The sequence below is a fragment of the Desulfococcus sp. genome (assembly GCF_041737845.1).
Lineage (GTDB): Bacteria > Desulfobacterota > Desulfobacteria > Desulfobacterales > Desulfococcaceae > Desulfococcus.
Map to the genome: position 1 here is coordinate 131,075 of NZ_JBGSQX010000146.1, position 21,749 is coordinate 152,823.

At 62.0% G+C, this 21,749-nt stretch carries 22 protein-coding genes; 14 read left to right on the top strand and 8 right to left on the bottom strand.

Features of this window, described 5'->3' with window-relative positions; all coding sequences use genetic code 11:
* Positions 1–53 precede the first annotated feature (53 nt).
* Positions 54–1,463, bottom strand: coding sequence for a deoxyribodipyrimidine photo-lyase (locus ACEW8N_RS17760; RefSeq protein ID WP_373501194.1), 1,410 nt, complete (start codon positions 1,461–1,463; stop codon positions 54–56).
* Positions 1,464–1,708: 245 nt separating this feature from the next.
* Here ACEW8N_RS17760 and ACEW8N_RS17765 point away from each other — a divergent pair, with 245 nt between their 5' ends.
* The 8 genes from ACEW8N_RS17765 to pyk all read left to right on the top strand — a co-directional run bounded on the left by ACEW8N_RS17765 (position 1,709) and on the right by pyk (position 12,004).
* Entirely contained in the window at positions 1,709–3,247 is a 1,539-nt protein-coding gene (locus tag ACEW8N_RS17765; protein WP_373501195.1) for a DUF2867 domain-containing protein, read from the top strand.
* A 22-nt stretch (positions 3,248–3,269) separates the two neighbouring features.
* Positions 3,270–4,217: a YbgA family protein gene (locus ACEW8N_RS17770; protein ID WP_373501196.1), complete on the top strand. Its 948-nt coding sequence runs from the start codon at positions 3,270–3,272 to the stop codon at positions 4,215–4,217.
* An 11-nt stretch (positions 4,218–4,228) separates the two neighbouring features.
* Positions 4,229–4,690 (top strand): PTS sugar transporter subunit IIA, encoded by a 462-nt coding sequence (locus tag ACEW8N_RS17775; RefSeq protein ID WP_373501197.1) that lies wholly within the window; start codon positions 4,229–4,231, stop codon positions 4,688–4,690.
* A gap of 252 nt (positions 4,691–4,942) precedes the next feature.
* Complete coding sequence (locus tag ACEW8N_RS17780; protein ID WP_373501198.1) at positions 4,943–5,389, top strand: hypothetical protein; 447 nt, start codon at positions 4,943–4,945, stop codon at positions 5,387–5,389.
* Positions 5,390–5,586: 197 nt separating this feature from the next.
* Positions 5,587–8,388, top strand: a complete 2,802-nt coding sequence (gene ileS, locus ACEW8N_RS17785; protein WP_373501199.1) for an isoleucine--tRNA ligase — start codon at positions 5,587–5,589, stop codon at positions 8,386–8,388.
* Between the two features lie 91 nt (positions 8,389–8,479).
* Complete coding sequence (gene lspA / locus ACEW8N_RS17790) at positions 8,480–8,965, top strand: signal peptidase II (RefSeq protein ID WP_373501227.1); 486 nt, start codon at positions 8,480–8,482, stop codon at positions 8,963–8,965.
* A 22-nt stretch (positions 8,966–8,987) separates the two neighbouring features.
* Positions 8,988–10,463: a DNA polymerase III subunit delta gene (holA, locus tag ACEW8N_RS17795; protein WP_373501200.1), complete on the top strand. Its 1,476-nt coding sequence runs from the start codon at positions 8,988–8,990 to the stop codon at positions 10,461–10,463.
* Positions 10,464–10,597: 134 nt separating this feature from the next.
* Entirely contained in the window at positions 10,598–12,004 is a 1,407-nt protein-coding gene (gene pyk / locus ACEW8N_RS17800) for a pyruvate kinase (protein ID WP_373501201.1), read from the top strand.
* 33 nt (positions 12,005–12,037) lie between these two features.
* On the opposite strand, the gene ACEW8N_RS17805 is transcribed toward pyk, so the two are convergent.
* A complete protein-coding gene (locus ACEW8N_RS17805; RefSeq protein ID WP_373501202.1) occupies positions 12,038–12,361 on the bottom strand; it encodes a hypothetical protein in 324 nt (107 codons plus the stop codon).
* A gap of 127 nt (positions 12,362–12,488) precedes the next feature.
* Here ACEW8N_RS17805 and ACEW8N_RS17810 point away from each other — a divergent pair, with 127 nt between their 5' ends.
* On the top strand, positions 12,489–13,205 hold the full coding sequence (locus ACEW8N_RS17810) for an aspartyl protease family protein (RefSeq protein WP_373501203.1): 717 nt from the start codon (positions 12,489–12,491) through the stop codon (positions 13,203–13,205).
* A gap of 193 nt (positions 13,206–13,398) precedes the next feature.
* Here ACEW8N_RS17810 and efp read toward each other — a convergent pair whose 3' ends face one another.
* Positions 13,399–13,962 carry an elongation factor P gene (gene efp / locus ACEW8N_RS17815; RefSeq protein ID WP_373501204.1) on the bottom strand — a complete coding sequence of 188 codons (564 nt, stop codon included), beginning with the start codon at positions 13,960–13,962 and terminating at the stop codon, positions 13,399–13,401.
* Between the two features lie 46 nt (positions 13,963–14,008).
* Entirely contained in the window at positions 14,009–14,836 is an 828-nt protein-coding gene (locus ACEW8N_RS17820; RefSeq protein ID WP_373501205.1) for a hypothetical protein, read from the bottom strand.
* A gap of 180 nt (positions 14,837–15,016) precedes the next feature.
* Here ACEW8N_RS17820 and guaA point away from each other — a divergent pair, with 180 nt between their 5' ends.
* Together guaA and ACEW8N_RS17830 are read left to right on the top strand one after the other, a co-directional pair.
* On the top strand, positions 15,017–16,549 hold the full coding sequence (gene guaA / locus ACEW8N_RS17825) for a glutamine-hydrolyzing GMP synthase (protein ID WP_373501206.1): 1,533 nt from the start codon (positions 15,017–15,019) through the stop codon (positions 16,547–16,549).
* A gap of 6 nt (positions 16,550–16,555) precedes the next feature.
* Entirely contained in the window at positions 16,556–17,593 is a 1,038-nt protein-coding gene (locus tag ACEW8N_RS17830) for a hypothetical protein (RefSeq protein WP_373501207.1), read from the top strand.
* Positions 17,594–17,629: 36 nt separating this feature from the next.
* Here ACEW8N_RS17830 and kdsB read toward each other — a convergent pair whose 3' ends face one another.
* The 3 genes from kdsB to ACEW8N_RS17845 all read right to left on the bottom strand — a co-directional run bounded on the left by kdsB (position 17,630) and on the right by ACEW8N_RS17845 (position 19,611).
* The gene (gene kdsB, locus ACEW8N_RS17835) at positions 17,630–18,376 is read right to left on the bottom strand and encodes a 3-deoxy-manno-octulosonate cytidylyltransferase (RefSeq protein WP_373501228.1); all 747 of its coding nucleotides are present in this window, start codon (positions 18,374–18,376) and stop codon (positions 17,630–17,632) included.
* Positions 18,377–18,448: 72 nt separating this feature from the next.
* On the bottom strand, positions 18,449–19,081 hold the full coding sequence (locus tag ACEW8N_RS17840) for a hypothetical protein (protein WP_373501208.1): 633 nt from the start codon (positions 19,079–19,081) through the stop codon (positions 18,449–18,451).
* A gap of 56 nt (positions 19,082–19,137) precedes the next feature.
* Positions 19,138–19,611 (bottom strand): PaaI family thioesterase, encoded by a 474-nt coding sequence (locus tag ACEW8N_RS17845; protein WP_373501209.1) that lies wholly within the window; start codon positions 19,609–19,611, stop codon positions 19,138–19,140.
* 408 nt (positions 19,612–20,019) lie between these two features.
* Here ACEW8N_RS17845 and ACEW8N_RS17850 point away from each other — a divergent pair, with 408 nt between their 5' ends.
* Positions 20,020–20,181 (top strand): hypothetical protein, encoded by a 162-nt coding sequence (locus ACEW8N_RS17850; protein ID WP_373501210.1) that lies wholly within the window; start codon positions 20,020–20,022, stop codon positions 20,179–20,181.
* Complete coding sequence (locus tag ACEW8N_RS17855; RefSeq protein WP_373501211.1) at positions 20,178–20,450, top strand: hypothetical protein; 273 nt, start codon at positions 20,178–20,180, stop codon at positions 20,448–20,450. The genes ACEW8N_RS17850 and ACEW8N_RS17855 overlap by 4 nt, the downstream gene beginning before the upstream one ends.
* A gap of 22 nt (positions 20,451–20,472) precedes the next feature.
* Here ACEW8N_RS17855 and ACEW8N_RS17860 read toward each other — a convergent pair whose 3' ends face one another.
* Positions 20,473–21,024 (bottom strand): acyloxyacyl hydrolase, encoded by a 552-nt coding sequence (locus tag ACEW8N_RS17860; protein ID WP_373501212.1) that lies wholly within the window; start codon positions 21,022–21,024, stop codon positions 20,473–20,475.
* Between the two features lie 338 nt (positions 21,025–21,362).
* Between ACEW8N_RS17860 and ACEW8N_RS17865 the strand changes: the two genes are divergently transcribed.
* Entirely contained in the window at positions 21,363–21,743 is a 381-nt protein-coding gene (locus ACEW8N_RS17865) for a NifB/NifX family molybdenum-iron cluster-binding protein (protein WP_373501213.1), read from the top strand.
* The last annotated feature ends 6 nt before the right edge of the window (positions 21,744–21,749 follow it).

Here is a 21,749-nt window from a genome sequence, read left to right on the forward strand (position 1 = left end):
TTTTCGTCCATCGGAACGCCGTGAAGCCTGCTTTCACCCTCGTCCGTGATCCGTCACGGGCTTGCATGAGGCGGGGTCTTGGCGGAGATCAACCCCTCGATCCGCCGGACATAGGCGCGGATGTCGCATTTCCGCTCCAAACCCGAGGCGGCCATATACCGGATCTTTCCGAAGATCGGCCGCTCCTTCCAGGCCCGGTCGTGGAGCCCGAAAATCCAGGCGACGCCGGCATAGGAGTTGGGGTCCCGGCCGTCGATGAAGTATCTGTTGTTGAGCCGCAGAAGCCGCCGGAATGCGGCTTCGGGGCTCTCGCTCCATTCCAGCACCTTTTTCCCCCAGTACATCCGCATGTAGTTGTGCATGAAGCCCGTATGCACCATCTCTTTCATGGCCGCGTTCCAGTAGGGGTCGTGGGTTTCGGCCCGCTCCAGTTCCGCGGGGCTGTAAATCTCGGGGCGTTCGTCCCCCCGGTGTTCCAGAAGGGTCTTCCGTGCCCATGGCGGCAGGGCCTCGAACCGGTCGTATCCCTCCGTGTAGAAGACGTAGTTGAACGAAAGCTCCCGCCGGACGACAAGCTCCTCGAGATAGGCCGTGGCACCCTCGGGGCAATCCTTCCGGAGGGCCTGGATCCGGAGGGCGAGCCACAGGGGAGAGATCTGTCCGAAGTGAAGGTAAGGGCCCATGCGGGAGACGTCGTCCAATTGCGGCTGGTTGGAATGGCGGTCGTAGACGGCCAGGTTGTTTTCGAGAAATGTATCGAAGCGCTGCTTGGCCCGGGTGGTGCCGCCGGTGAAAAACGGACTTGGCGCCACCGGTTCGCCGTCGAATTCCAGGGATTTCAGGAGATCCGCCAGGGGATGGAGGGCGATGCCCTCCATGTCCGGCCCTCCCCTGCCCATCCCTGCTGACGGCACCTTCACGGCAACGGGGTCAATCGGGACCATCCCCTCCTCCATGAGGGCCTGGATCCTGGCGCGGAGGATCCGGGCGCTGTAGGCGGCCTTGGGGTAGGCGGTCTCGACCGGCACCACGGCGTCTCCTTCGATCTGGATGACGGGGCAGTCCGCGCCCCGGGCCACCTCCTGCCGCCACTCCCGCTGATGCCGGAGATAGCCCCGGTCGCAGATGATCGCGGCTGCGTTTTTCCCGGCAGCCAGGGCCACCTCGGGCGGATGACCCCGCAAGACCGCCATGTGGATCCCCCGATCGGCCAGAACGGCCCGGGTTTCGGCCAGTCCCTCCAGCATGAAGGCGTAATGGCGGAGATTGGCTTCCGGGTAGCGCGTGGTCAGCCCGAAGACCACCACCGGGGGCAGGCCCAGCCGGTTGGCCTCCTGGACGGCATACTCCAGGGCCGGATTGTATTCGGCGCGCTGGGACTGCTGCATCCAGTAGAGCACGTACCCGCCCCTGACCGCGGGTTTCCGATTCAAATGGGCGATCATCTCTTGGGGGATATTCATGAACCGATACCTTTCTGAGGGATGGCGACGCGGCCCGACCGTCCCTTGGGAGATGAACCGCACCGGACGCTTTCAACCGGTTTCTCCCGGAAACCCGGAGGCCCCTCGCACGGAATTTTCTTGATTTGCCGGGGGAAGAGGGTATAATTTCACAAAACGGCCGGGAAGTGCAACAGCCGCCTTCCACCGTCGCCCGATCGTGTCGTGGGTATCCCGGCATTCATCACAGCGAGTTTAAAAAACTTATGATATCAGAGAAACCGGTTCTTGTCATCGGATCCACCGGATATGTCGGGGGCCGCCTGGTGCCGCTCCTTCTGGAATCCGGGTACCGCGTCCGGGCCATGGGTCGATCCCTGTCGAAACTGGCCTCCCGGTCCTGGGCCCAGCACCCCCTGTTCGAGATGGTTCAGGGGGACATCCAGGATCTTGAATCCATGCAAAACGCCTCCCGGGGATGCCGCGCGGCCTTTTATCTCGTCCATTCCATGGTCGCCGCCGGCAGGGATTTTGCCCGGGCCGACCGTCAGGGCGCGCACAACATGGCTGCTGCCGCGGCCCATGGCGGGATGGACCGCATCATCTACCTGGGCGGCCTGGCGGAGGCGAAACACCACCGCCTGAGCGAGCACCTCCAGTCCCGAAAAGAGGTGGCGGAAATCCTCAACTCCGGCAGCGTCCCCTGCACGGACCTCCGCGCCGGGGCCATCCTGGGCGCCGGGAGCGCCTCCTTCGAGATCCTGAGGTACACGGTCGAGCGCCTTCCCGTCATGCTCGCGCCAAAATGGGTGCAGACCCTCAATCAGCCCATCGCCATCCGAAACGTTCTTCTCTACCTCAAGGGATGCCTCGAAACGGACGCGGTTCTGGGCGAAACCTTCGATATCGGGGGGCCGGACGTCCTTTCCTACCGGCGCCTTGCCGAGATCTACGCCGAGGAGGCCGGTCTTCCCCGGCGGCGGATCATCCCGGTGCCCTTCGTCTCCCCGGGCTTCAGCGCCTTTCTCATCCACCAGGTGACCCCGGTGCCGGCGGCGCTGGCACGGCCCCTCATCGAAGGGCTTCGGAACGAGTCGGTCTGCGGCGACGACCGGATTCATGCCGTCATCCCTCAACATTGCTACACCTGCCGGGAGGCGATCCGCATGGCCATGGAGAGCGTCCGCGCTGAAAAGGTGGAAACCTGCTGGTCCGACGCGGGATGCCTCATCCCGCCCGAATGGACCTACTGCGGGGACGCGGATTACACGGGCGGCACGATCCTGGAGTGCGGGTATCGCATCGGGGTGGCGGCCGATGCGGAAGCGGTCTGGGAGGCCGTCGAAAGGATCGGCGGCGACACGGGATGGTACTTCGGCGATCTTCTCTGGCAGCTCCGGGGGGCGGTCGACGGCTGGGCGGGCGGCGTGGGGCTCCGTCGGGGGCGGCGGCATCCGACGCACCTCCGGGTGGGCGACGCCCTTGATTTCTGGCGGATCCTCGAGCTGGATCCCGGCCGCAGGCTGCTCCTGTCAGCGGAGATGAAACTTCCCGGGGAAGCCTTGTTTGAAATCCGAATCACCCCTCGCGACGGCGAAACGGAGATCGATTTTCTGTCCCGCTTTGTGCCCAAAGGGCTGGGTGGGCTGATGTATTGGTATGCCCTTTACCCCGCTCACCAGTGGGTCTTCGAAGGAATGCTCAAGGGGCTTGCCCGCGCTGTCGGAAAGCCGGTGACCTCAGGCCCCCGGCGCTTCACCCCGGCGATCCCCGACACCTGTCCGCCGCCCTGGCGGATGAACTGAAAACAACCGCAAGGGAGAAGCCATGACCGCGACCATCAAGCTGGGCGTCAGCCGCTGCCTTCTGGGGGATCCGGTCCGCTATGACGGCGGCCACAAGCACGACCGCTTCATCACGAACACCCTGGGGCAGTATGTGACTTTCATCCCGGTCTGTCCGGAGGTGGAATGCGGGATGAGCATCCCGCGGGAATCCCTGAGGCTGGTCGGGACGCCTGAAAACCCGAGGCTCATCACCCGCAAAAGCCAGGTCGACCACACGGACCGGATGGTCGCTTGGGCGCAAGGTCGGATCAGAGATCTGGAAAGCGAAGACCTGTGCGGCTTCATCTTCAAGAGCGACTCCCCCAGCAGCGGCATGGAGCGGGTGAAGGTCTACAACGAAAAAGGGATGCCCCTCAAAAAAGGGGTGGGGATCTTCGCGGCCCTGTTCATGGCCCATTTTCCCCTTCTCCCCGTCGAGGATGAGGGCCGCCTCAACGACCCCAAGCTGCGCGAGCACTTTATCGAGCGCATTTTTGTGTATAAACGCCTCCGGGATCTGCTGGCCGGGGAAAAAAAAACGGGCGCCCTCGTGGAATTCCATACCCGCCACAAGATGCTTTTCATGGCCCACAGCCCCGAGCATTACCGCCGGATGGGCAAGCTCGTGGCCGACGCCTCCCTTTCCGCGGCTGAAAAATTCAGCCGATACGAAACCCTGCTCGGGGAGGCCTTGCGGTTTAAAACAACGGTGAAAAAGAACGCCAATGTCCTCCTGCATATCCTGGGGTATTTCAAAAAGGACCTCTCCCCGGATGAAAAGCAGGAGCTTTTGGAGATTATCGGGCTCTATCGAGACGGCCATCTCCCCATCATCGTGCCGGTCACCCTCCTCAACCACTTCGTGCGCAAATACGATGAACCCTACCTGAAAAAGCAATACTATCTCAACCCCCACCCGATCGAACTTCATCTGCGAAACCACGTCTGAGGCGGGCGCAAATGAAGGTCTCAGCACATCTTCCGCCTGACCGGATTTATCTGGGCGCGGCCCTGCCCGACAAGGATGCCGTGCTTCGGTTTGTTTCGGCGGCGTTCATGAAAAACAACGCGGCCCGGGATCCTGAAAAGGTATATCAGGTGCTGAAGCAGCGGGAAGCGCTGATGAGCACGGGCATCGGCGGAGGCATCGGCATTCCCCACGCCCTGACGGATGAACTGGACGATCTCGTCATCGTCCTGATCCGGCTCAAGGCGGGGATCCCTTTTGACGCCTTCGATCATCGTCCGGTGGACATCGTCGTGGGCCTTGGGGTCCCTGAAAACGAAACCTCGATGCATTTAAGAGCCCTGGCGGGAATATCCGGGCTGCTCAAAAAACCGGGAATGCAAAAAACGATCCGGAGCATCGGGGATCCGCTGGCCCTGTGGAATCAGATCCGGCAGGCGGAAGAAGATGCCTGATCGGAATGAATCCTGACGGTTCCGCAAAAAGCCCGATATCTGCGTTATGCTGCATCCCTCGTCACTGCGGCGTACTTTAAGTACGCCTCATTCCTCGGGATTTGCAAGCCTTGATCTCGAACTTTTTGCGAAACCGTCTGAAAATTGACTTTTTACGAGACCATCAATCCTGCCTTGAAATTCTCAGGTCTCTGCCTTAGCGTATCCACTGTTTAGGTAAACTTTCGACATTAATGGACCAAGGAGCACCCCATGACGGAAACATCGGCCAAAGTGGCCCCCATGACCAAAGTCGCGCTGACCCTGGAGGCCGGGCGTTCACCCGACCGGATGGACCTCACCCCGGCCCCCCGGCCCCTGACCTTTGTCTACGGCATCGGCAAATCAGGCATCACCCCGTTTGAGTACGAACTCTCGGAGACCTCTCCGGGGGCACGCGTTTCCTTTTCCGTGGCGCGGGAGCACTTCGACGCCTTCTTTGAGCATCTTTGCCCTTTCCCGCCGCCTGAGGATCCCGACGGGACGGTCCATTTCAACGTCCGGGTCGACCAGGTCTCCGCGCCCTCGGGCCGGGAGGTGATCCGCGCCATGGCGGACATGGCCGCGGGGTGCTCGTGCGGGTGCGGCTGCGGCGGCCACGGGCCGTCTCCCCATCCGCATCATGAGGGTTGCGACGGGCGCTGCGGGGATATGCACTGAGAACCCCGCGGCCGGGCAATCGCATGAAATCTTCAGTTTGGCGGGATGGGTGGAGACTTGGGGCCGCCGTGCCGATCATCATGGAAGAATGCCCTTGTGGAATTCGGAACAATCTCTTGACACCTTTTGCGTTTCCGTTTAGTTTTTCCAATTCCAGTCGACACACCACTTCCAAACAGAAACCAGGCGAGGATTCAATGGACATTAAAAAAACCCTTAACCTACCCTCCACCCCATTCCCCATGAAGGCGAATCTGGCGCAAAAGGAACCCGAACAACTGGAGAAATGGGAGGCATCGGGGTTGTACCGGAAGATCCGGGCCGCCGCTTCAGGCAGAAAACGCTTCATCCTCCATGACGGCCCGCCCTACGCCAACGGGAATATCCATATCGGCACCGCGCTGAACAAGATCCTGAAGGACATCATCGTCCGATCGCGCCAGATGAGCGGATTTGACGCCCCCTATGTCCCCGGCTGGGACTGTCACGGCCTTCCCATCGAACACAACGTGGACAAGGAGCTGAAAAAAGGCAGGAAAAACAAGGAAGAGATGAGCCAGGTCGAGATCCGCAGGCTCTGCCGGGCCTATGCTGAAAAATATATCGATATCCAGCGGGACGAGTTCAAGCGCCTGGGCGTCATGGGGGAGTGGGAAAACCCCTATCTCACCATGAACTACGAATACGAAGCCATTATCGCCAGGGAATGCGGGCGGTTCGCCCTGGAGGGGAGCCTCTTTCACAGCAAGAAGCCCATCTACTGGTGCAACAGTTGCCAGACGGCCCTGGCCGAGGCCGAGATCGAATACGGCGACGAACCTTCGCCGTCCATCTTCGTGAAGTTTTTGATGAAGGACGACATCGGCGATCTCTATCCGGCCCTCAAAGGCAAACGGGTCTTCGTCGTCATCTGGACCACGACGCCGTGGACCCTCCCCGCCAACCTCGGCATCGCCCTCCATCCGGAGTTCGACTACGTGGCGGTGGATGCGGGGACGGGCGAGGCGTTGATCCTGGCCAGGGCCCTGGTCGAAGACTGCATGAAGCGCTTCGGCATCGAAGATTACAAGGTGATCGCAGATGTCCGCCCGGCGGACCTGGAGCGGAAGCGCTGCCTGCACCCCCTGTACGACCGGGAGTCCCTTGTCGTGCTGGGCGAGCACGTCACCCTCGAGGCCGGCACCGGATGCGTTCACACCGCCCCCGGCCACGGCCGGGAGGACCACGAGGTGGGTCTCAAATACGGCTTGGACGCCTATTCCCCTGTGGATGACCGGGGCTGCTTCACCGACGAGGTGGGCCTGTTCGCGGGGCAGTTCGTCTTCAAGGCCAATCCCGGGATCAACCAGACCCTCAGGCAGAACGGCGCCCTCCTGGCGGAGGAGCAGATCAAGCATTCCTATCCCCACTGCTGGCGGTGCAAGCAGCCGGTCATCTTCCGGGCCACCCCCCAGTGGTTCATCTCCATGGACAAGACGGGGCTCAGAAAACGGTCCCTTGAGGAGATCGACCGGGTTCAGTGGATTCCCAACTGGGGGCGGGAGCGCATCTACGGCATGATCGAAAACCGGCCGGACTGGTGCGTGTCGCGTCAGCGGGCCTGGGGCGTGCCCATCACCGTCTTTTTCTGCGACGGCTGCGGCGAGGTGGTGGTCAATGAAGCAACCGTCGACCATGTTTACAACCTCTTCCGGGAACACGGGGCCGATGTCTGGCTGGAAAGGGACGCGGCGGACCTGATCCCGCCGGGGACCGCCTGCGGCAAATGCGGCGGCGGCGCCTTCACCAAGGAGACCGACATCCTGGACGTCTGGTTCGATTCGGGGGTCAGCCACGCCGCGGTGCTGGAGGCCCGGGACTACCTCGCGTGGCCGGCGGACCTCTACCTGGAGGGCAGCGATCAGCACCGGGGATGGTTTCACAGCTCGCTTCTCACGGCCGTGGGCAACCGGCATGCGGCCCCCTACAAGGCCGTGCTGACCCACGGGTTCGTCGTCGACGAGCAGGGCCGCAAGATGTCCAAGTCCGTGGGGAACGTGGTCGCGCCCAAGGAGGTGATCGGCAAGTATGGCGCCGAGATCCTGCGGCTCTGGGTGTCGGCCTCCGACTACCGGGACGACATCCGGATCTCCGACACCATCCTCAAGCAGTTGAGCGATGCCTACCGGCGCATCCGGAACACCTGCCGGTTCATGCTGGGCAACCTGTCGGATTATCTTCCGGCGCGGGACGCGGTGCCCTACGAGGCCATGCAGGACATCGACAAATACGCCCTGCACACCCTGGAGGCGCTGGTGAAAAAAGGCCGAAAGGCCTATGACGCCTATGAGTTCCATGTCATCTATCACGCCATGCACAACTTCTGCACCGTGGATCTTTCCGCCTTTTACCTCGACATCCTGAAAGACCGCCTCTACACCTCGCCGCCCGCCTCTATCGAACGGCGGAGCGCCCAGACGGCCATGCACCTCATCCTGGACGCCATGGTGCGCCTGATGGCGCCGATCCTCCCCTTTACCGCCGAAGAGATCTGGACCTATATGCCGGACCCGGACGGACGGGAGGAGAGCGCTCACCTGGCGGCCATGCCCGAAGCAGGCGCCGACTGGGAAAACGAGGCCCTGGCCGAAAAATGGCGGCGCCTGATCCTGGTGCGCGGCGAGGTCACCAAGGCCCTCGAGGCGTCGCGGGCCAAAAAGGAGATCGGCCATCCCCTGGATGCCCGGGTCACCCTGAGCGCCCGGGGGGAGACCCTTGAGGTGCTGCAGGCCTGTGAAGCGGACCTCCACTCAATCTTCATCGTTTCGAAGACGGAGATCGCGGCAGACCCGATCCCTTCGGGCTTTATCAGCCAGGAGATCGAGGGGCTCACGATCGGCGTGTCGGCCGCGGCCGGCGAAAAATGCGAACGCTGCTGGGTGCATGACCCTTCGGTGGGCGCCGTTGACCGGCATCCCACCCTCTGCGGCCGCTGCATGTCGCAGATCACGGCATTCTAAAGCAACCCGCGGGGGGGCGCGTTGCTCACCGCCCCCCCCGAGATCACGCCCCAGGGCGAACCCCCCCCTGGCCTCAAAGGAGCGGATCGCCATCGATACGCGCAAATATCTTCGTCTTATTCTGATTGCCGGCGCCGTCATCATCCTCGATCAGATCACCAAGGCCGTCATCCTGAACGCCATGCCGCTGTTCGAGTCGATACCGGTGATCCCGGGATTTTTCAGCATCACCCATATCCAGAACCCCGGGGGCGCGTTCGGCTTTCTGGCCGATCAGGCCCCCTGGGTCCGAAAAGGGGTGTTTCTGGTGATGTCGTCCGTCGCGGTCTTCGCGGTTCTCTATTTTTATCACCAGACGCCCAGGACCCATCCCTGGCTGGCCTCGGGGCTGGCCCTCATCTTCGGCGGCGCCGTCGGCAACCTCATTGACCGTTTCCGATTCGGAAAGGTCGTGGATTTTCTCGATTTCTACATCGGCGCCGCCCACTGGCCGGCCTTCAACGTGGCGGACAGCGCCATCACCACGGGCGTCGGCATCTTCCTCCTCCATATCGTCCTCAACCGGATGCCGGACTGAGATCGGGGAGCATTGGCGACCCATGCCTGAAATACCCTGCAGCCGCTTCAGGTCATATCTTGCGGAAACGCCGCCGGCGGCCCTTCCGCAGGTCTGGCTGATCTTTGGCGAGGAGGCCTTCTGCGGGGCAGCGGCCGCCGACCTGATCGGCCGCCTGCTCCCCGGCCCCGAGAAGGCCTTCGGCTATGACCCGGTGGACAACGACGATGTCTCTGCGGCCATCGAGCGGGTGAGCACCTTTTCCCTCTTCTCCGGGACCCGGGTGATCGCCCTTCCCGATTCCCGGATCTTCTATTCCAGGGAAGACCACCAGGGCCTGCTTAAAAAAGCCCGGGAGGCCTTCGAAGACGACCAGGTGCCGAAGGCCGTCCGCCATTTCACCGCGGCCCTGGGGCTGCTTTCGCTTTCCCTTGCGGACGCGGCCCAACTGGCCCCCGGACAAAAAGGCGTCAAGATCGACCCGGATCTCTGGGGAGACGGGGGCTGGGTGACGGCCCTTCTGGACTGGTGCCGCGACAAGGGGCTGGCTCCTTCGCCCGCGGCCGACCGGTGCGGCGAGCTGCAGCAGGCGGCGGCAAAGGGGTTTCCGGCCGGGAACCATCTCTTGATCACGACGGAGCTGGTCGACAAGCGGCGAGGGCTCTACAAGACCATACTGGAAAAGGGCGCCGTCGTGAACTGTTCGGTGCCCATGGGCGGCGGGCGGCAGGATGTCGTGGCCAGGGAGGCCCTGCTTGCCGATCACACCCGGTCCATCCTCGGACGGAGCGGAAAGGAGATGGCGCAGGACGCCTATCGCTTGATGTCGGAGATGACGGGTTTCGATATCCGGACCCTCACGGCCAACCTGGAAAAACTGATCCAGTTTTCGGGAGAGGCCCCGGTCATCACCGCGGCGGACGTCCGTGAGGTCCTGACGCGAACCCGGCAGGACCCGGTCTACGAGCTGACCGGCGCCCTGTCCGACCGGAATGTCGAAGGCGTCCTCCGCCACCTCGACGCCCTGCTCCAGGAGGGGCTCGTTCCCCTGCAGATCCTGGCCGCCATGATCAACGCCATGCGGCGGATGCTGCTGGCAAAGGGCTTCGGCGTGAGCCCCCCCGGGAGGGCGTGGCACAAGGGCATGGGCTTCAATGATTTCCAGAGATCCGTCATGCCCGCCATTCAGGAGTGGGACCAGGCGCTGCTGTCGTCTCTGGCCGAATGGGACGAGGCTCCGGAGGGCGATCCCGGCGCCGATCCCAAAGCCGATCAGGACGGCGGCAAGAAAAATCGGCGTGGGGCTGCCGGCCCCATGACCGACCTTGTCATCGCCCCCAAGGGAAAGAACGCCTACCCGATCTACCTGCTGCTCAAGAATTCCGAGCGCTTCAAGCTGACGGAGCTGATCGACATCCTGGCCGATCTGCAGCAGACCGACGTAAAGCTCAAGACCTCGGGCGGCCCGCCCCGGCAGCTCCTGGAATCGGTCATCATCCGAATCTGCCGGGGCCATTGAATTGCTTTGTTTGAAACGTTATCCAATTGACGAGAGGGAGAGACCGCAGGGGTGACCATTTTGGAAAATGTTCATTCTTGGCCTTCAACCTTCAGCCTATAGCCTTCGGTCTTCCACCTAAAAAGGAGAAAATCGTGATCCCCAAGACCAAAATCATCTGCACCATCGGGCCCGCAAGCAACTCCCCCGAGATTCTCCGCCGGCTCATCGAGAGCGGCATGAGCGTGGCCCGGCTCAATTTTTCCCACGGCACCCATGAGGAGCACGGCCAGATGATCGGCACCATCCGGGCCCTGTCCAGGGAACTCGACACGCCGGTGGCCATTCTGCAGGACCTCTGCGGCCCCAAGATCCGCGTCGGCGAGGTCCCCGAACCGGGGGTCCGTCTCGAACCGGGGCAGACCTTTTATCTGACCAGCCATGACATCATGGGCACCCCGGACCGGGTCTCGGTCTCCTACCCCGACCTCCACAGGGAGGTCCGCCCGGGGGACGTCATCCTCCTTGCCGACGGCATGATGGAACTCTCGGTGAAGGAGACGCTTTCCCACGAACTCCGCTGCGAGGTGATCACGGGCGGCATCCTGACCTCCCACAAGGGGATCAACCTCCCCACCGGGACGATCAAGGCCAAGGCCCTGACGGACAAGGACCGGGCGGATCTCGTCTTCGGACTCGAAAACGACGTGGACTATGTGGCCCTCTCGTTCGTCCGGCGGGCCGAAGACATCCGGGAGCTGAAGGCGATCATCGCCCACGCCGGAAAGGATACCCCGGTCATCGCCAAGATCGAGAAGCACGAGGCCATCGCCAATATGGACGAGATCATGGCGGTGTGCGACGGCATCATGGTGGCACGGGGCGACCTGGGCGTGGAGATCCCCCTCGAAAACGTCCCGGGCATCCAGAAGCGGCTGGTCAAGGCCGCCAACTCGGGCGGGAAGCCGGTGATCATCGCGACCCAGATGCTCCGCTCCATGGTCAAGGCGCCGCGACCGACCCGGGCCGAAGCCACCGACGTCGCCAACGCCGTCCTGGACGGGGCCGACGCCATCATGCTCTCCGAGGAATCGGCCAGCGGCGACTATCCGGTGGAGGCGGTCCGGTTCATGGTGCGCATCGTGGTGAGCGCCGAAAGCGACTTCCCCCACCAGCGGTTCCTGGACATGATGCCGCGGAAAGACATCTCCGAATCCGTGGCCCACGCCTCGTGCGTGCTGGCCAACCACCTGAGTGCCGCGGCCATCGTGGCCACGACGCGATCGGGCTTCACCGCCATGCAGATCTCCCGGTTCCGGCCGGGCTGCCGCCTTATCGCCCTCTCGCCTGAGCCCCGGACCATCCGGCGCCTCGCCCTTTTCTGGGGGTGCATGCCGAGCTACGTGGAAGAGACCAGCAACACGGACGAGCGGATCGAAAAGGCAGCGGTCTCGGCCATCGGGACCGGTAACGTCTCCCCGGGAGACCTCGTGGTCATCACCACGGGACACCCCGTCTGGGCCGCCGGCACCACCAACATGATGCGGGTGAAGCAGTTGTAGGAGGCTTGACACCCCGGCTCATTCCGGGGGAAATCATGCCATCAATTGACCTCCCTCCCGGAGGACTTTCCGACGCCGATCGTCCCGCCCCAGACCATTGTCCAAGCGGCCCGGGACGGACGGCTCGAACTGGTCCTGGCGGGCCTTCTCCGGAAAGGCGGCGGAACCGGTGCGGCGGGCGTCGCAGGCCTTCTTTCCGCCGCCGGCTTCATGGTGTCGGGTTTGGTTGCATTTGCAGGGGCTTTTGGTGTAAGGGATCAGGAGGCTGGGATATCCCCCCTCGATGGTGCCGGATCTCATCGGCGGATGTCTGGGATCGATGTTGGGCGGGTTGGTATTCGTCCCCCTTTTTGGCATGGACGGGGTCGCCCTTTGGCTGGCGGCTGTTTGTGGTGCCGGGTTGTGGATGTTTGTCCCGATCGGTCGATAATATATATTATATGATTTAAGCGGCGCTTCAGGGTTTTCAGAAACGGGAGGGGGTATGCGGCAGGGGCTGTTCATGACGGCGTTCTTTTTTGCCTTGATCGCCGGAAGCTGGGTCGGGGCGGAATTCTACCAGTATACGGATAAAAACGGGCAGGTCCATTTTGTCGACGACATGTCGAAGATCCCCGAAAGCGCCCAGGGCGGCCTCAAAACCTACCGGGAAAGCACCGACCACCTGCCCGCGGCCGAACAGCAGAGGGTTCGAGAGGCCCGGGAGATGGCGGAAGCGGAAAAGGAGCGGGAGAACCAGTCGCGCCTCCTTCAGGTGATGGAGATCAACCGGAAAGAGCGCGAAGCCTATCTCGCGGGGAAAAAGAACCGGGGCGATGCAACCCCGTTCACCCTCAAAAACAACCAGGTCCTGGTCCCGGTGACGATCGGCTGCGGCCGCACGGAGGTCGAGACCGTGCTGCTCCTGGACACCGGCGCCAGCATCACCGCCCTCCACCGCCGCGTCACCGACGGCATGAACATCCAGGGCATGCGGAAGGCAAAGGCACGGACAGCCGGCGGCAAGGTGATCGACACCCACCTGGCGCGGGTGGACTACATCCAGGTCGGCCCTCACCGGATCGATGATTTCAACACGGTCATTCTGGATTTCGAAGGGGACCCCGCAGACCACAACGGCCTTCTGGGCATGGATTTTCTGGGGCGTTTCCCGCACGGCATCGATATGGCCAACCGGGTCATCCGATGGGCGTCGAGGTGAGTCGGCGCGGAGGGGCGGCCGTCCCCTCATCGCGCCTTATTCCTTCACGGTTCCGCAAAAAGTCCGATATCTGCGTTACGCGTATCCCTTGTCACAACGACGTACTGCAGGTACGACTCATTCCTCGGGATTCGCAATCCTTGATCTCGGACTTTTTACGAAACCGCCTGAGAATCGGTTTGTTACGGGGCGATTATTCCTTCACGCGTTCGACATAGTCGCCGGTTCGGGTATCGATGCGGAGCATCTCTCCCTGGTTGACGAAGGGCGGCACCTGAAGCACGTATCCGGTCTCCAGGGTGGCGGGCTTGGTGCTGCCGGCGGCCGTATCCCCCTTGGCCCAGGGCTCCGCTTCGGTCACCCTCAGGTCAACGAAGTTGGGCAGGGTCAGGCCGATGGGCCGCCCGTCGAACAGGAGGACATTGCAGAGGGTGTTGTCCTTGAGAAAATTCCTGCTGTCGCCGACCTGCTCCTCCGTCATCATGACCTGTTCGTAGTTGGTGGTGTTCATGAAGCAGTAAGTGGTGCCGTCATGGTAGAGGTACTCCATCTCCTGCTCTTCCAGGTTCGCCTCGTTGAATTTGTCTCCCGAACGGTAGGTCCTTTCGAACTGGGCGCCGGTGACCATGTTCTTGAGCTTGCATTTGTAGAGGGCCTGACCCTTGCCGGGCTTGACAAAGGCAAACTGGCTGATGACGTAGGGGTAGCCGTCGATTTCGATCTTGAGACCTTTTCTCAGGTCACTGCTTTCATACATGGTGGGTCGTTCCTCCTGAAGATGATACGGGTTATGGTGAAAAAAATCAGGGCATGGGCATGGACGCTCCGGCCAGGCGGGCCTCCTCGATGAACCGCCGCACGCGCGCCATGTCTTTTTTGAACCGGATGGGGGCGCCGTCCGCATCTTTGGCGTTCGTGCGGGTGCAGCTGTCGACGCCTGCGGGTCGAGTGGCCATGACGGCTTCGCGGACGTTTTCAGGCGACAGTCCGCCGGCCAGGATGACGGGGATGGGGCTCGCGGCCGCCAGGTCCCTTGCGACGCCCCAGTCGCAGGTGCGGCCGGTGATGCCGACAAACCCCCGGACGGGCTGCTCTTCGTCAAACGAGGCGGCCGGTCCTGCAAGCATCAGGGTGTCGGTCAGGAAATAGTCGCTGATCGGCGCGAACATCTCCGCCAGCGCCAGGCTGGGCACCTCTTTCCCCCTGCCGGGCGGGGCCACGGGGATGGCCCGCATGATGGCGACATCCGGATAGCGGTCCCGGATTCGGACCTGGAGCCGGAGGAGCGCTTCACATTCCGGGGAGATTCCCCGGGCGTCGGCCAGGGCTTCACAGAAGTGGACGATGTCCGGCTGGTAGTAGTCGATCACCCGGAATACCGTATCCGGGGTGTTGAACAGGGGGATGATGCTGCGCCTGGCATGTCCGCGGGAGGCGTCGACGGCCGCCTTGATGCCGGCGTCGCGCCACCCGGCCTCCGTCGTGAGCACGCTGCCGATGTGGTCGCAGCCCATGGTGACGAGGGCTTCCGCCTCTTCGGGCGTTTGAATTTCGTAGATCTGGATAATCATTCGTAAGGAGTGGAAGATTGAGGGCCTCGTAAAGGGTCCGATATCTGCGTTATGCTTCATCCCTCGTCTGCCCGTTAGACTGCGAAGGCGGCCCGGGCGGTGACGATTTAAGTTGACTTTTAGGGCGGTGTTTACCATATTCGGCATGTTTCCGCAAACCGTTTCCTGCGGAAAACTCGTGATTCAATGGGGTTGGCAGGCCATGCCCCGATACCCGGAAAAAGCCAGGAGCGACGGTTCATGATCATCATCATCGATTTCGGTTCACAATACAATCAGCTCATCGCCAGAAGGGTCCGGGAGTGCCGGGTATACTGCCGGATCGTTCCCCCCACCCTCACCCTGGACGAGATCCGGGCGCTCCGCCCGGAGGGGATGATCCTTTCCGGCGGACCGTCCAGCATCTACGCTGAAAACAGCCCCAAGGCGGACCCGGGGATCCTGGATCTGGGCGTCCCCGTGCTGGGGATCTGCTACGGCATGCAGTTCATGATCGACGCCCTCGGGGGCGCGGTGCGCGGTGCGGGAAAGCGGGAATACGGCTTTGCCGAATTCACCATCCGGGAGGCCGCGGGGCTTTTCAAGGGGCTCACGGAGAAGACCATGCCCTGCTGGATGAGCCACGGGGATTCCGCCGAGGCCCTGCCGCCGGGGTTCGATATCATCGGGTCCACCGAAAACACGGCCATCGGGGCCATTGCCTGCCCCGATAAAAAGCTCTACGGACTTCAGTTTCACCCCGAGGTCGAACACACCCCCAAAGGGCGGCAGATCCTCGAAAATTTCCTATTCGACATCTGCGGATGCACGCCGGACTGGACCATGGCCTCCTTTGCCGAGGAGGCCGTAGAAGCCGTCCGCAGCCAGGTGGGCGCCAAGAAGGTGATTTTGGGCCTGAGCGGCGGCGTCGACTCATCGGTCACCGGGCTCCTGATCCATAAAGCCATCGGATCAAACCTCACCTGCATCTTCGTGGACAACGGCCTGCTCCGGAAGAACGAGGCGGAAAAACTGAAGGTGTCTTTTCGGCAGCACCTCCACATGAACATCCTCTTCGTCGACGCCGGGGATCAGTTCCTCGACGCCCTTGCCGGCGTCTCCGACCCGGAACAGAAGCGGAAGATCATCGGGAAGATCTTCATGGACGTTTTCGAGGCCGAGGCCAAAAAGATTGCGGATGCCGATTTCCTGGCCCAGGGCACCCTCTATCCCGACATCATCGAGTCCGTTTCCGCCTTCGGCGGCCCCACGGCCGTGATCAAGTCCCATCATAACGTGGGCGGCCTGCCCGAAAAGATGAAGCTCAAGCTCGTCGAACCCCTCAAATACCTTTTCAAGGACGAGGTCCGGCAGCTCGGGGAGGCCCTCGGGCTGGACGAGGAGCTTGTCTGGCGGCAGCCGTTTCCCGGCCCGGGGCTGGCCATCCGGGTCCTGGGCGAGGTCACCCGGGAGCGCCTCGACATCCTTCGGGAGGCCGATGCCGTCCTGCTGGAGGAGATCCGCCGGAGTGGTTATTACCGAAAGATCTGGCAGTCGTTTGCAGTCCTCCTGCCCATCAAGAGCGTCGGCGTCATGGGGGACCAGCGGACATACGAAAATATCCTGGCCATCCGGGCCGTGACCAGCAAAGACGCCATGACCGCCGACTGGGCGAAGCTGCCCCATGAGCTCCTGGGCATCATCTCCAATCGCATCATCAACGAGGTGAAAGGCGTCAACCGGGTTGTCTACGACATCAGCTCCAAACCGCCTTCAACCATCGAATGGGAATAGCGCACCATGAACCAGCGGTCGTCGTCATCCGGCTTCAGGATCGGCCCCGACGATGAAGACATAGATCCGGATCCCTACGGCCGGCCGGGCGCCCCCAGGCGCGCGCGCTCGGGAGAAGACCCCCGGATCGCCAGGCTCCGCCGGCGGCTGACCCTCATCAGCATTCTGATGCCCCTTCTCGTCGTCCTCATGGTCGCCCTGGCTTACGGCATCCTGGAAAAACGCATACTGAAAGTGCAGCACGCCGACTCGGCGGAACTTCAGGTTCTGCTGAAGTCGCTGGGAGAGCTTACGGCCGGTGCAAAAAGCACGAAGGAGAGCTTGGCCGAGGCGGTCCGCCGGCAGGACCTCCTGAAGAAGAGCGTGGATGACAGGGATGCGTCCATGGACGAGGCCTTCATGGTTTTTGAGAAGACATCCAGGACCCTCCGCCAGGACATGAAAGCGGTCGAAGGAAAAATCGTGCCCATCCATGAAAAGCTGAAGGCGGTGGAGGTGCATCTGCGCCGGATCGATGCCGAAAAGGCCGACACCGCGCGGATTGCCGCTGCGGAAAAGGCCCTTGCGGACGCCCTCGCCGATCTCAGGAACAGCGACCTTGCGAAACTGGGCGAGCGCATTGACGCCGTCGGCGCATCTGTTGCCCCGGTCAGAACCGATCTCGATGCCTCCCGGAAAGCCCTGTCGGCCCTGGAAGAGGCCCACGCCCGGGACCATGCCGCCGTCCGGCAGGCCGTCGAGGGCGCCAAAGGCGAGCTGGCGGGGCTCTCGGCCGACTACAAGCAGCTCAAGAAGGACCTGGTCGACGTTCTGTCGGTGACCATCGACCAGAAAGGGCTCAGCCGGGCCATTGAGACCCAGGAGAAAAATGTTCGGGCCGAGATCCAGGGAATCAAGCGAAGCCTCGAGTCCAAGGATCGGACCCTCTCCCAACTGCAGGCGGAGTTGGGCAGCCTGGAAAAACGCGTCACCGCCCTTGGCAGGAACCGTGCCCCCCTTGGGGCGCCCAAGCCGGGCTCCTTCATCGAACAAAACATCGAATAGCGGATCCGGTGCCTGCTTCCCTCGGAACCGGCGGCCTTATTCGAGAATCCTTTCAATCCTGACGATGTCCTCCGGCAGATCGACCTCGGGCGAGTCATAGGGGGTGACGACGACCTGGATCCGGTAACCGTGCTCCAGGGCGCGGAGCTGCTCCAGCTTTTCAATCGCCTCCAGCCGGCCTTCGGGCAGCCGCCGGAAGGTCTCCAGAAACCTCCGGGTATAGGCGTACACGCCGAGGTGCTTGTAGGTGTCGAAGACGGTCCCCGGGTCCCGTCCGAAGGGGATGGGCGACCGGGAAAAGTAGAGGGCATATCCCCGGATGTCGAAGGTGACCTTCACGTCCTTGGGGTTGGTGATTTCATCGGGATTGACGATCCTGAAGGCCAGGGTGGTCATGCCGATCTCGTCTCCGCCGGTTTTTCGGGCCGAAAACAACGGCGCCGCGACCTGCTCGATGCACCTGGGGTCCAACAGCGGCTGATCCCCCTGCACGTTGATCACGATGTCGTCCGGGGAGAGCCCCATCCGGGCCGCGGCATCGGCGACCCGGTCCGTCCCCGACCGGTTGTCCGCGGCGGTCATGATCGCCCGGCCGCCGAACCCCGCGACCGCATCGGCAATCCTTGGGTCGTCTGTCGCGACCACCACATCCGTGACCTGCTTTGCGCCGAGGGCGGCTTCGTACACCCGCTGGATCATGGGTCTTCCGCAGATCAGGGCCAGGGGTTTGCCCTCAAACCGGCTTGAACTGAACCTCGACGGTATAATGACCGCGGTCTTCATCACGCTGATTCTCCATTTCGCGCCGGATGCGCTCCGGGGCGGCTTTGCCGAGCCGGCCCCATGGCGCCCGGATCAGAAGGGCCAGAGGAGGCACCCGCCGCTTCGACCCGATCCCTTTTCGCAGGCCGGCATCTGCCGCCCGTAGCTCATGGCCCGGGTTTGAACCCCCTGCGCAACCCGCCTCAGCCAGGCTTTGCTCCGCCAGGTGCCGCGGTTGTAGCCCGCATGTCCCTCGTGGTAAGCCAGGTAAAGACGGTAGGCGTCATCCTTGGGGATGCCGCACCGGATATGGCTGAGGTGGCAGTACCATCCCACGAAGTCGACGGCGTCCCCGAAATTGTCCCGGTCCGCAAAGGCGCCGCCGGCCGCATCCCGGTAGTCGTCCCAGGTGGCGTCGAGGGCCTGGGGGTAGCCGTAGGCCGACGACGGTCGGGGGCCGGGAAAGATGAACAGGCAGGTGGTCCGGGGCGGTTTGGCATCGGAATAAAACCCCGATTCCTGGCGGATGATGGCCATCATCACGGGGATGGGCACCTGCCAGCGGTCCCGGGCAGCCGCCGCATCGTCATACCATTGGGGCCGCTCCCGGAAGATGCCACAGACATTTTCGGCGTTCCGGGGCGGCTGGGTCGCGCAGCCTCCCGCCGCCAGGAGGAACATGGCGATGATCCAGAGGATCAGGGGATGCGCTGGGGGCCGTTTCATAAGTCGAGGATTATCGCCCGCATACGCGGGCGATGTCAAATCCTGTTTTTATGGCGTCAGGCCCCGGGCTTCATGTTCTCGGGCATCTTTACCGCGACGACCTCGCCCCTGGCGCAGACCTTGCCGCCCGCCGACAGGGTCGATTCTACGACCACCTTTTTCCCCTTGATCTCCTTGACCCTGCCGCGGATTTCCAGGGGGCCGTCGATGGGCGTCGGTGCGAGATAGTTCACGTGGAGGGAGGCGGTCACGAACCGCAGCGGCGGGTCGGTGTCCATCCCGCGTCCCTCGGCCCGATAGGCGGCGGCTGCGGCCGTTCCGGTGGAATGGCAGTCGATCAGCGACGCGATCAGCCCGCCATAGACGTATCCGGGAACGGCGGTGTGGTAGGGGCGCGGGGTATAGACGGCGACGCTCTCTTCGCCGTCCCAGCGGCTCTTGATCTGGTGCCCGTGTTCGTTCAGCCGGCCGCATCCATAGCAGTGGCTCACGTCATCGGGGTAATAGTCTTGAAATGCCAACTCACTCATCGGTCTCTCCTTTCGAAATTCCGGGTTCCGGGTGTTTAGGGTGCCAGGGTCAAACATCTCCGTCACAGGGAGACGGCGCTCTATAAGAGAAGCATCTCGATAGCACATTCGAATCCTGGACACAAGAGGGATATGGCAGGGAAATTTGGAAAATCAAAAGCCTGAAAACCGGCAGGCAACGTGCGATCTATTCCATCCGCATCAGCATGTCTCTCCGGGCGACACTCACCATGGACGGGAATTATTTGCGGTTTATCTCCCTTCATCCGGACCACGATTCCGCCTGTTCTTAGCGGCTTTAATACAGCAAGGCGAAATTATCGGTCGTACGCCTCCCCAAAATCAGCTATACTCAGCCTTCTTTATGAATCCCCGTTTTGGAGTACATCAGGCGAAGGGAGGGCACGGGTGTTTCTGAAATCGCCGGTTAGCCGAAAGGACTGGAAGGAATTCCTCAAGAAAACGCCCGTGGTGATTCTATTGCTGATTGTCATCATGCTGGGGATTCGTTTTATCATCACCGCATACTTCATGATTTCTGAAGCGTTGCGCGCCGGCGGGGGCGGATGACCATGATTTTCTGGGTGATCAAACAGGTCCTGCTGATTCTGGCGGGGTGCTTCTTCCTGGCCTTCGGGGTGTCGGTGTTGATCCAGTCTTACGGTCTTAAGGATCCTTTTTCCTTTGTGCTCACCTTTTTTGCGTCCAACCTGATGATCCTCATCAGCGCCGCCATCCTTCTGGGACTGGTGCTCCGGCTGGTATCTTTTTACCGGCGGCGGGGCGTAAAGCCGGACAGCACGCCTGAGCGCGTCGCGCCTGACGACGAGGGCGAATAACGGCCCGTGAATTCTGCGAAGGTCAGAATTTCAGACCCAGCTCGATGACGTGGAAGTTGAGGCCCGGGTTGTTGTCATAAAGGTTTGCGTTGGAGATGTGTTCCCAGGCATACCCGACCATAATCCGGCTGCCCAGGTCGATCCGGGCGCCGACATCGGTGGCCAGGGTGAACCATCCCCCCAAGTCCTCCCGCCCATACTCGTGTTCGGTCAGGCCGCTGGGACGGACGGTCGCAAAGGCCGTGAGACGATCCCATGGAAACGTGAGTTCAAGCTGCGGGCCGAAGCCCGCCATGATCCCCGTATCGTCAGCGGCGTGCAGGAGGCTCACGGCGCAGACCAGCGCCGGCGTGAGGGTCCAGCCGTCGCCCCATGTGATATAGGGAGAAAAAACCATCCTGCCGTTGACCTCATAGAGATCGAAATCTTCCACCTCCGAGAACGCATCAAAGCCCACCCTCGCCGTAACGTCCATGGAAGAGGACGCAGCGGCCGCAGGCGACGGCATGACGGCGCAGAGCAGCGCCAGCGCCGCCGCGCAGATCCAGCGCTCAAAAAATTTCGCTCTTTTCAACGCTTCACCTTTCGTGTGTCATGGTTATTTTCCGATGTTCCGTTCCGTTGATTCGCACCGCTTCTGCGCCTCAGAAGGGATCGGTTGAAGAGGCTGATGTTTACTTATTACAGGCAGGCGAAAAATGCAAAACAAATCAGGAGAATGCACCTGCGGATGTCCCTGTCTCGATCTTTTTCCGGCGCCGCGCGGGGATCGCCGGACGGCACCCGGCGGCATGCCGTCTGACGCGGCTGAATCGCTGCTCCGAAACAGGCGTGAATTCCCAAAACTTTCTTGACAGGAGCATGTTTTAGTCCTATCAAAGGCTTTTCAATATCATTGTAAGGAGCCGCAGAATGAAGATCGCATTTCCCAGCCAGGAAAATCTCGGGCTGAACAGCCCTGTTTACGAACATTTCGGGTCGGCACGGTATTTTGTGATCGTGGATTCGACAACCGGTGATGCGGAGACGGTGGAAAATAAAGACCTCCATCATCTTCACGGCAATTGCCAGCCGCTTCAGGCCCTTGGGGGTAAGACCGTGGATGCGGTGGTCGTAGGGGGGATCGGCAGGGGAGCGCTGATGAAGCTGCATCATGCGGGGATTTCGACCTATCGTGCCGTCCAGGGCCTGGTTTCCGAAAACCTGGCATTGATCCAGAGCGACAAGCTGCCCCATTTCAGCCTCGACCATACCTGCTCCGGTCACGGTGAAAAGGGCGAATGCATACACTAGAGGAAT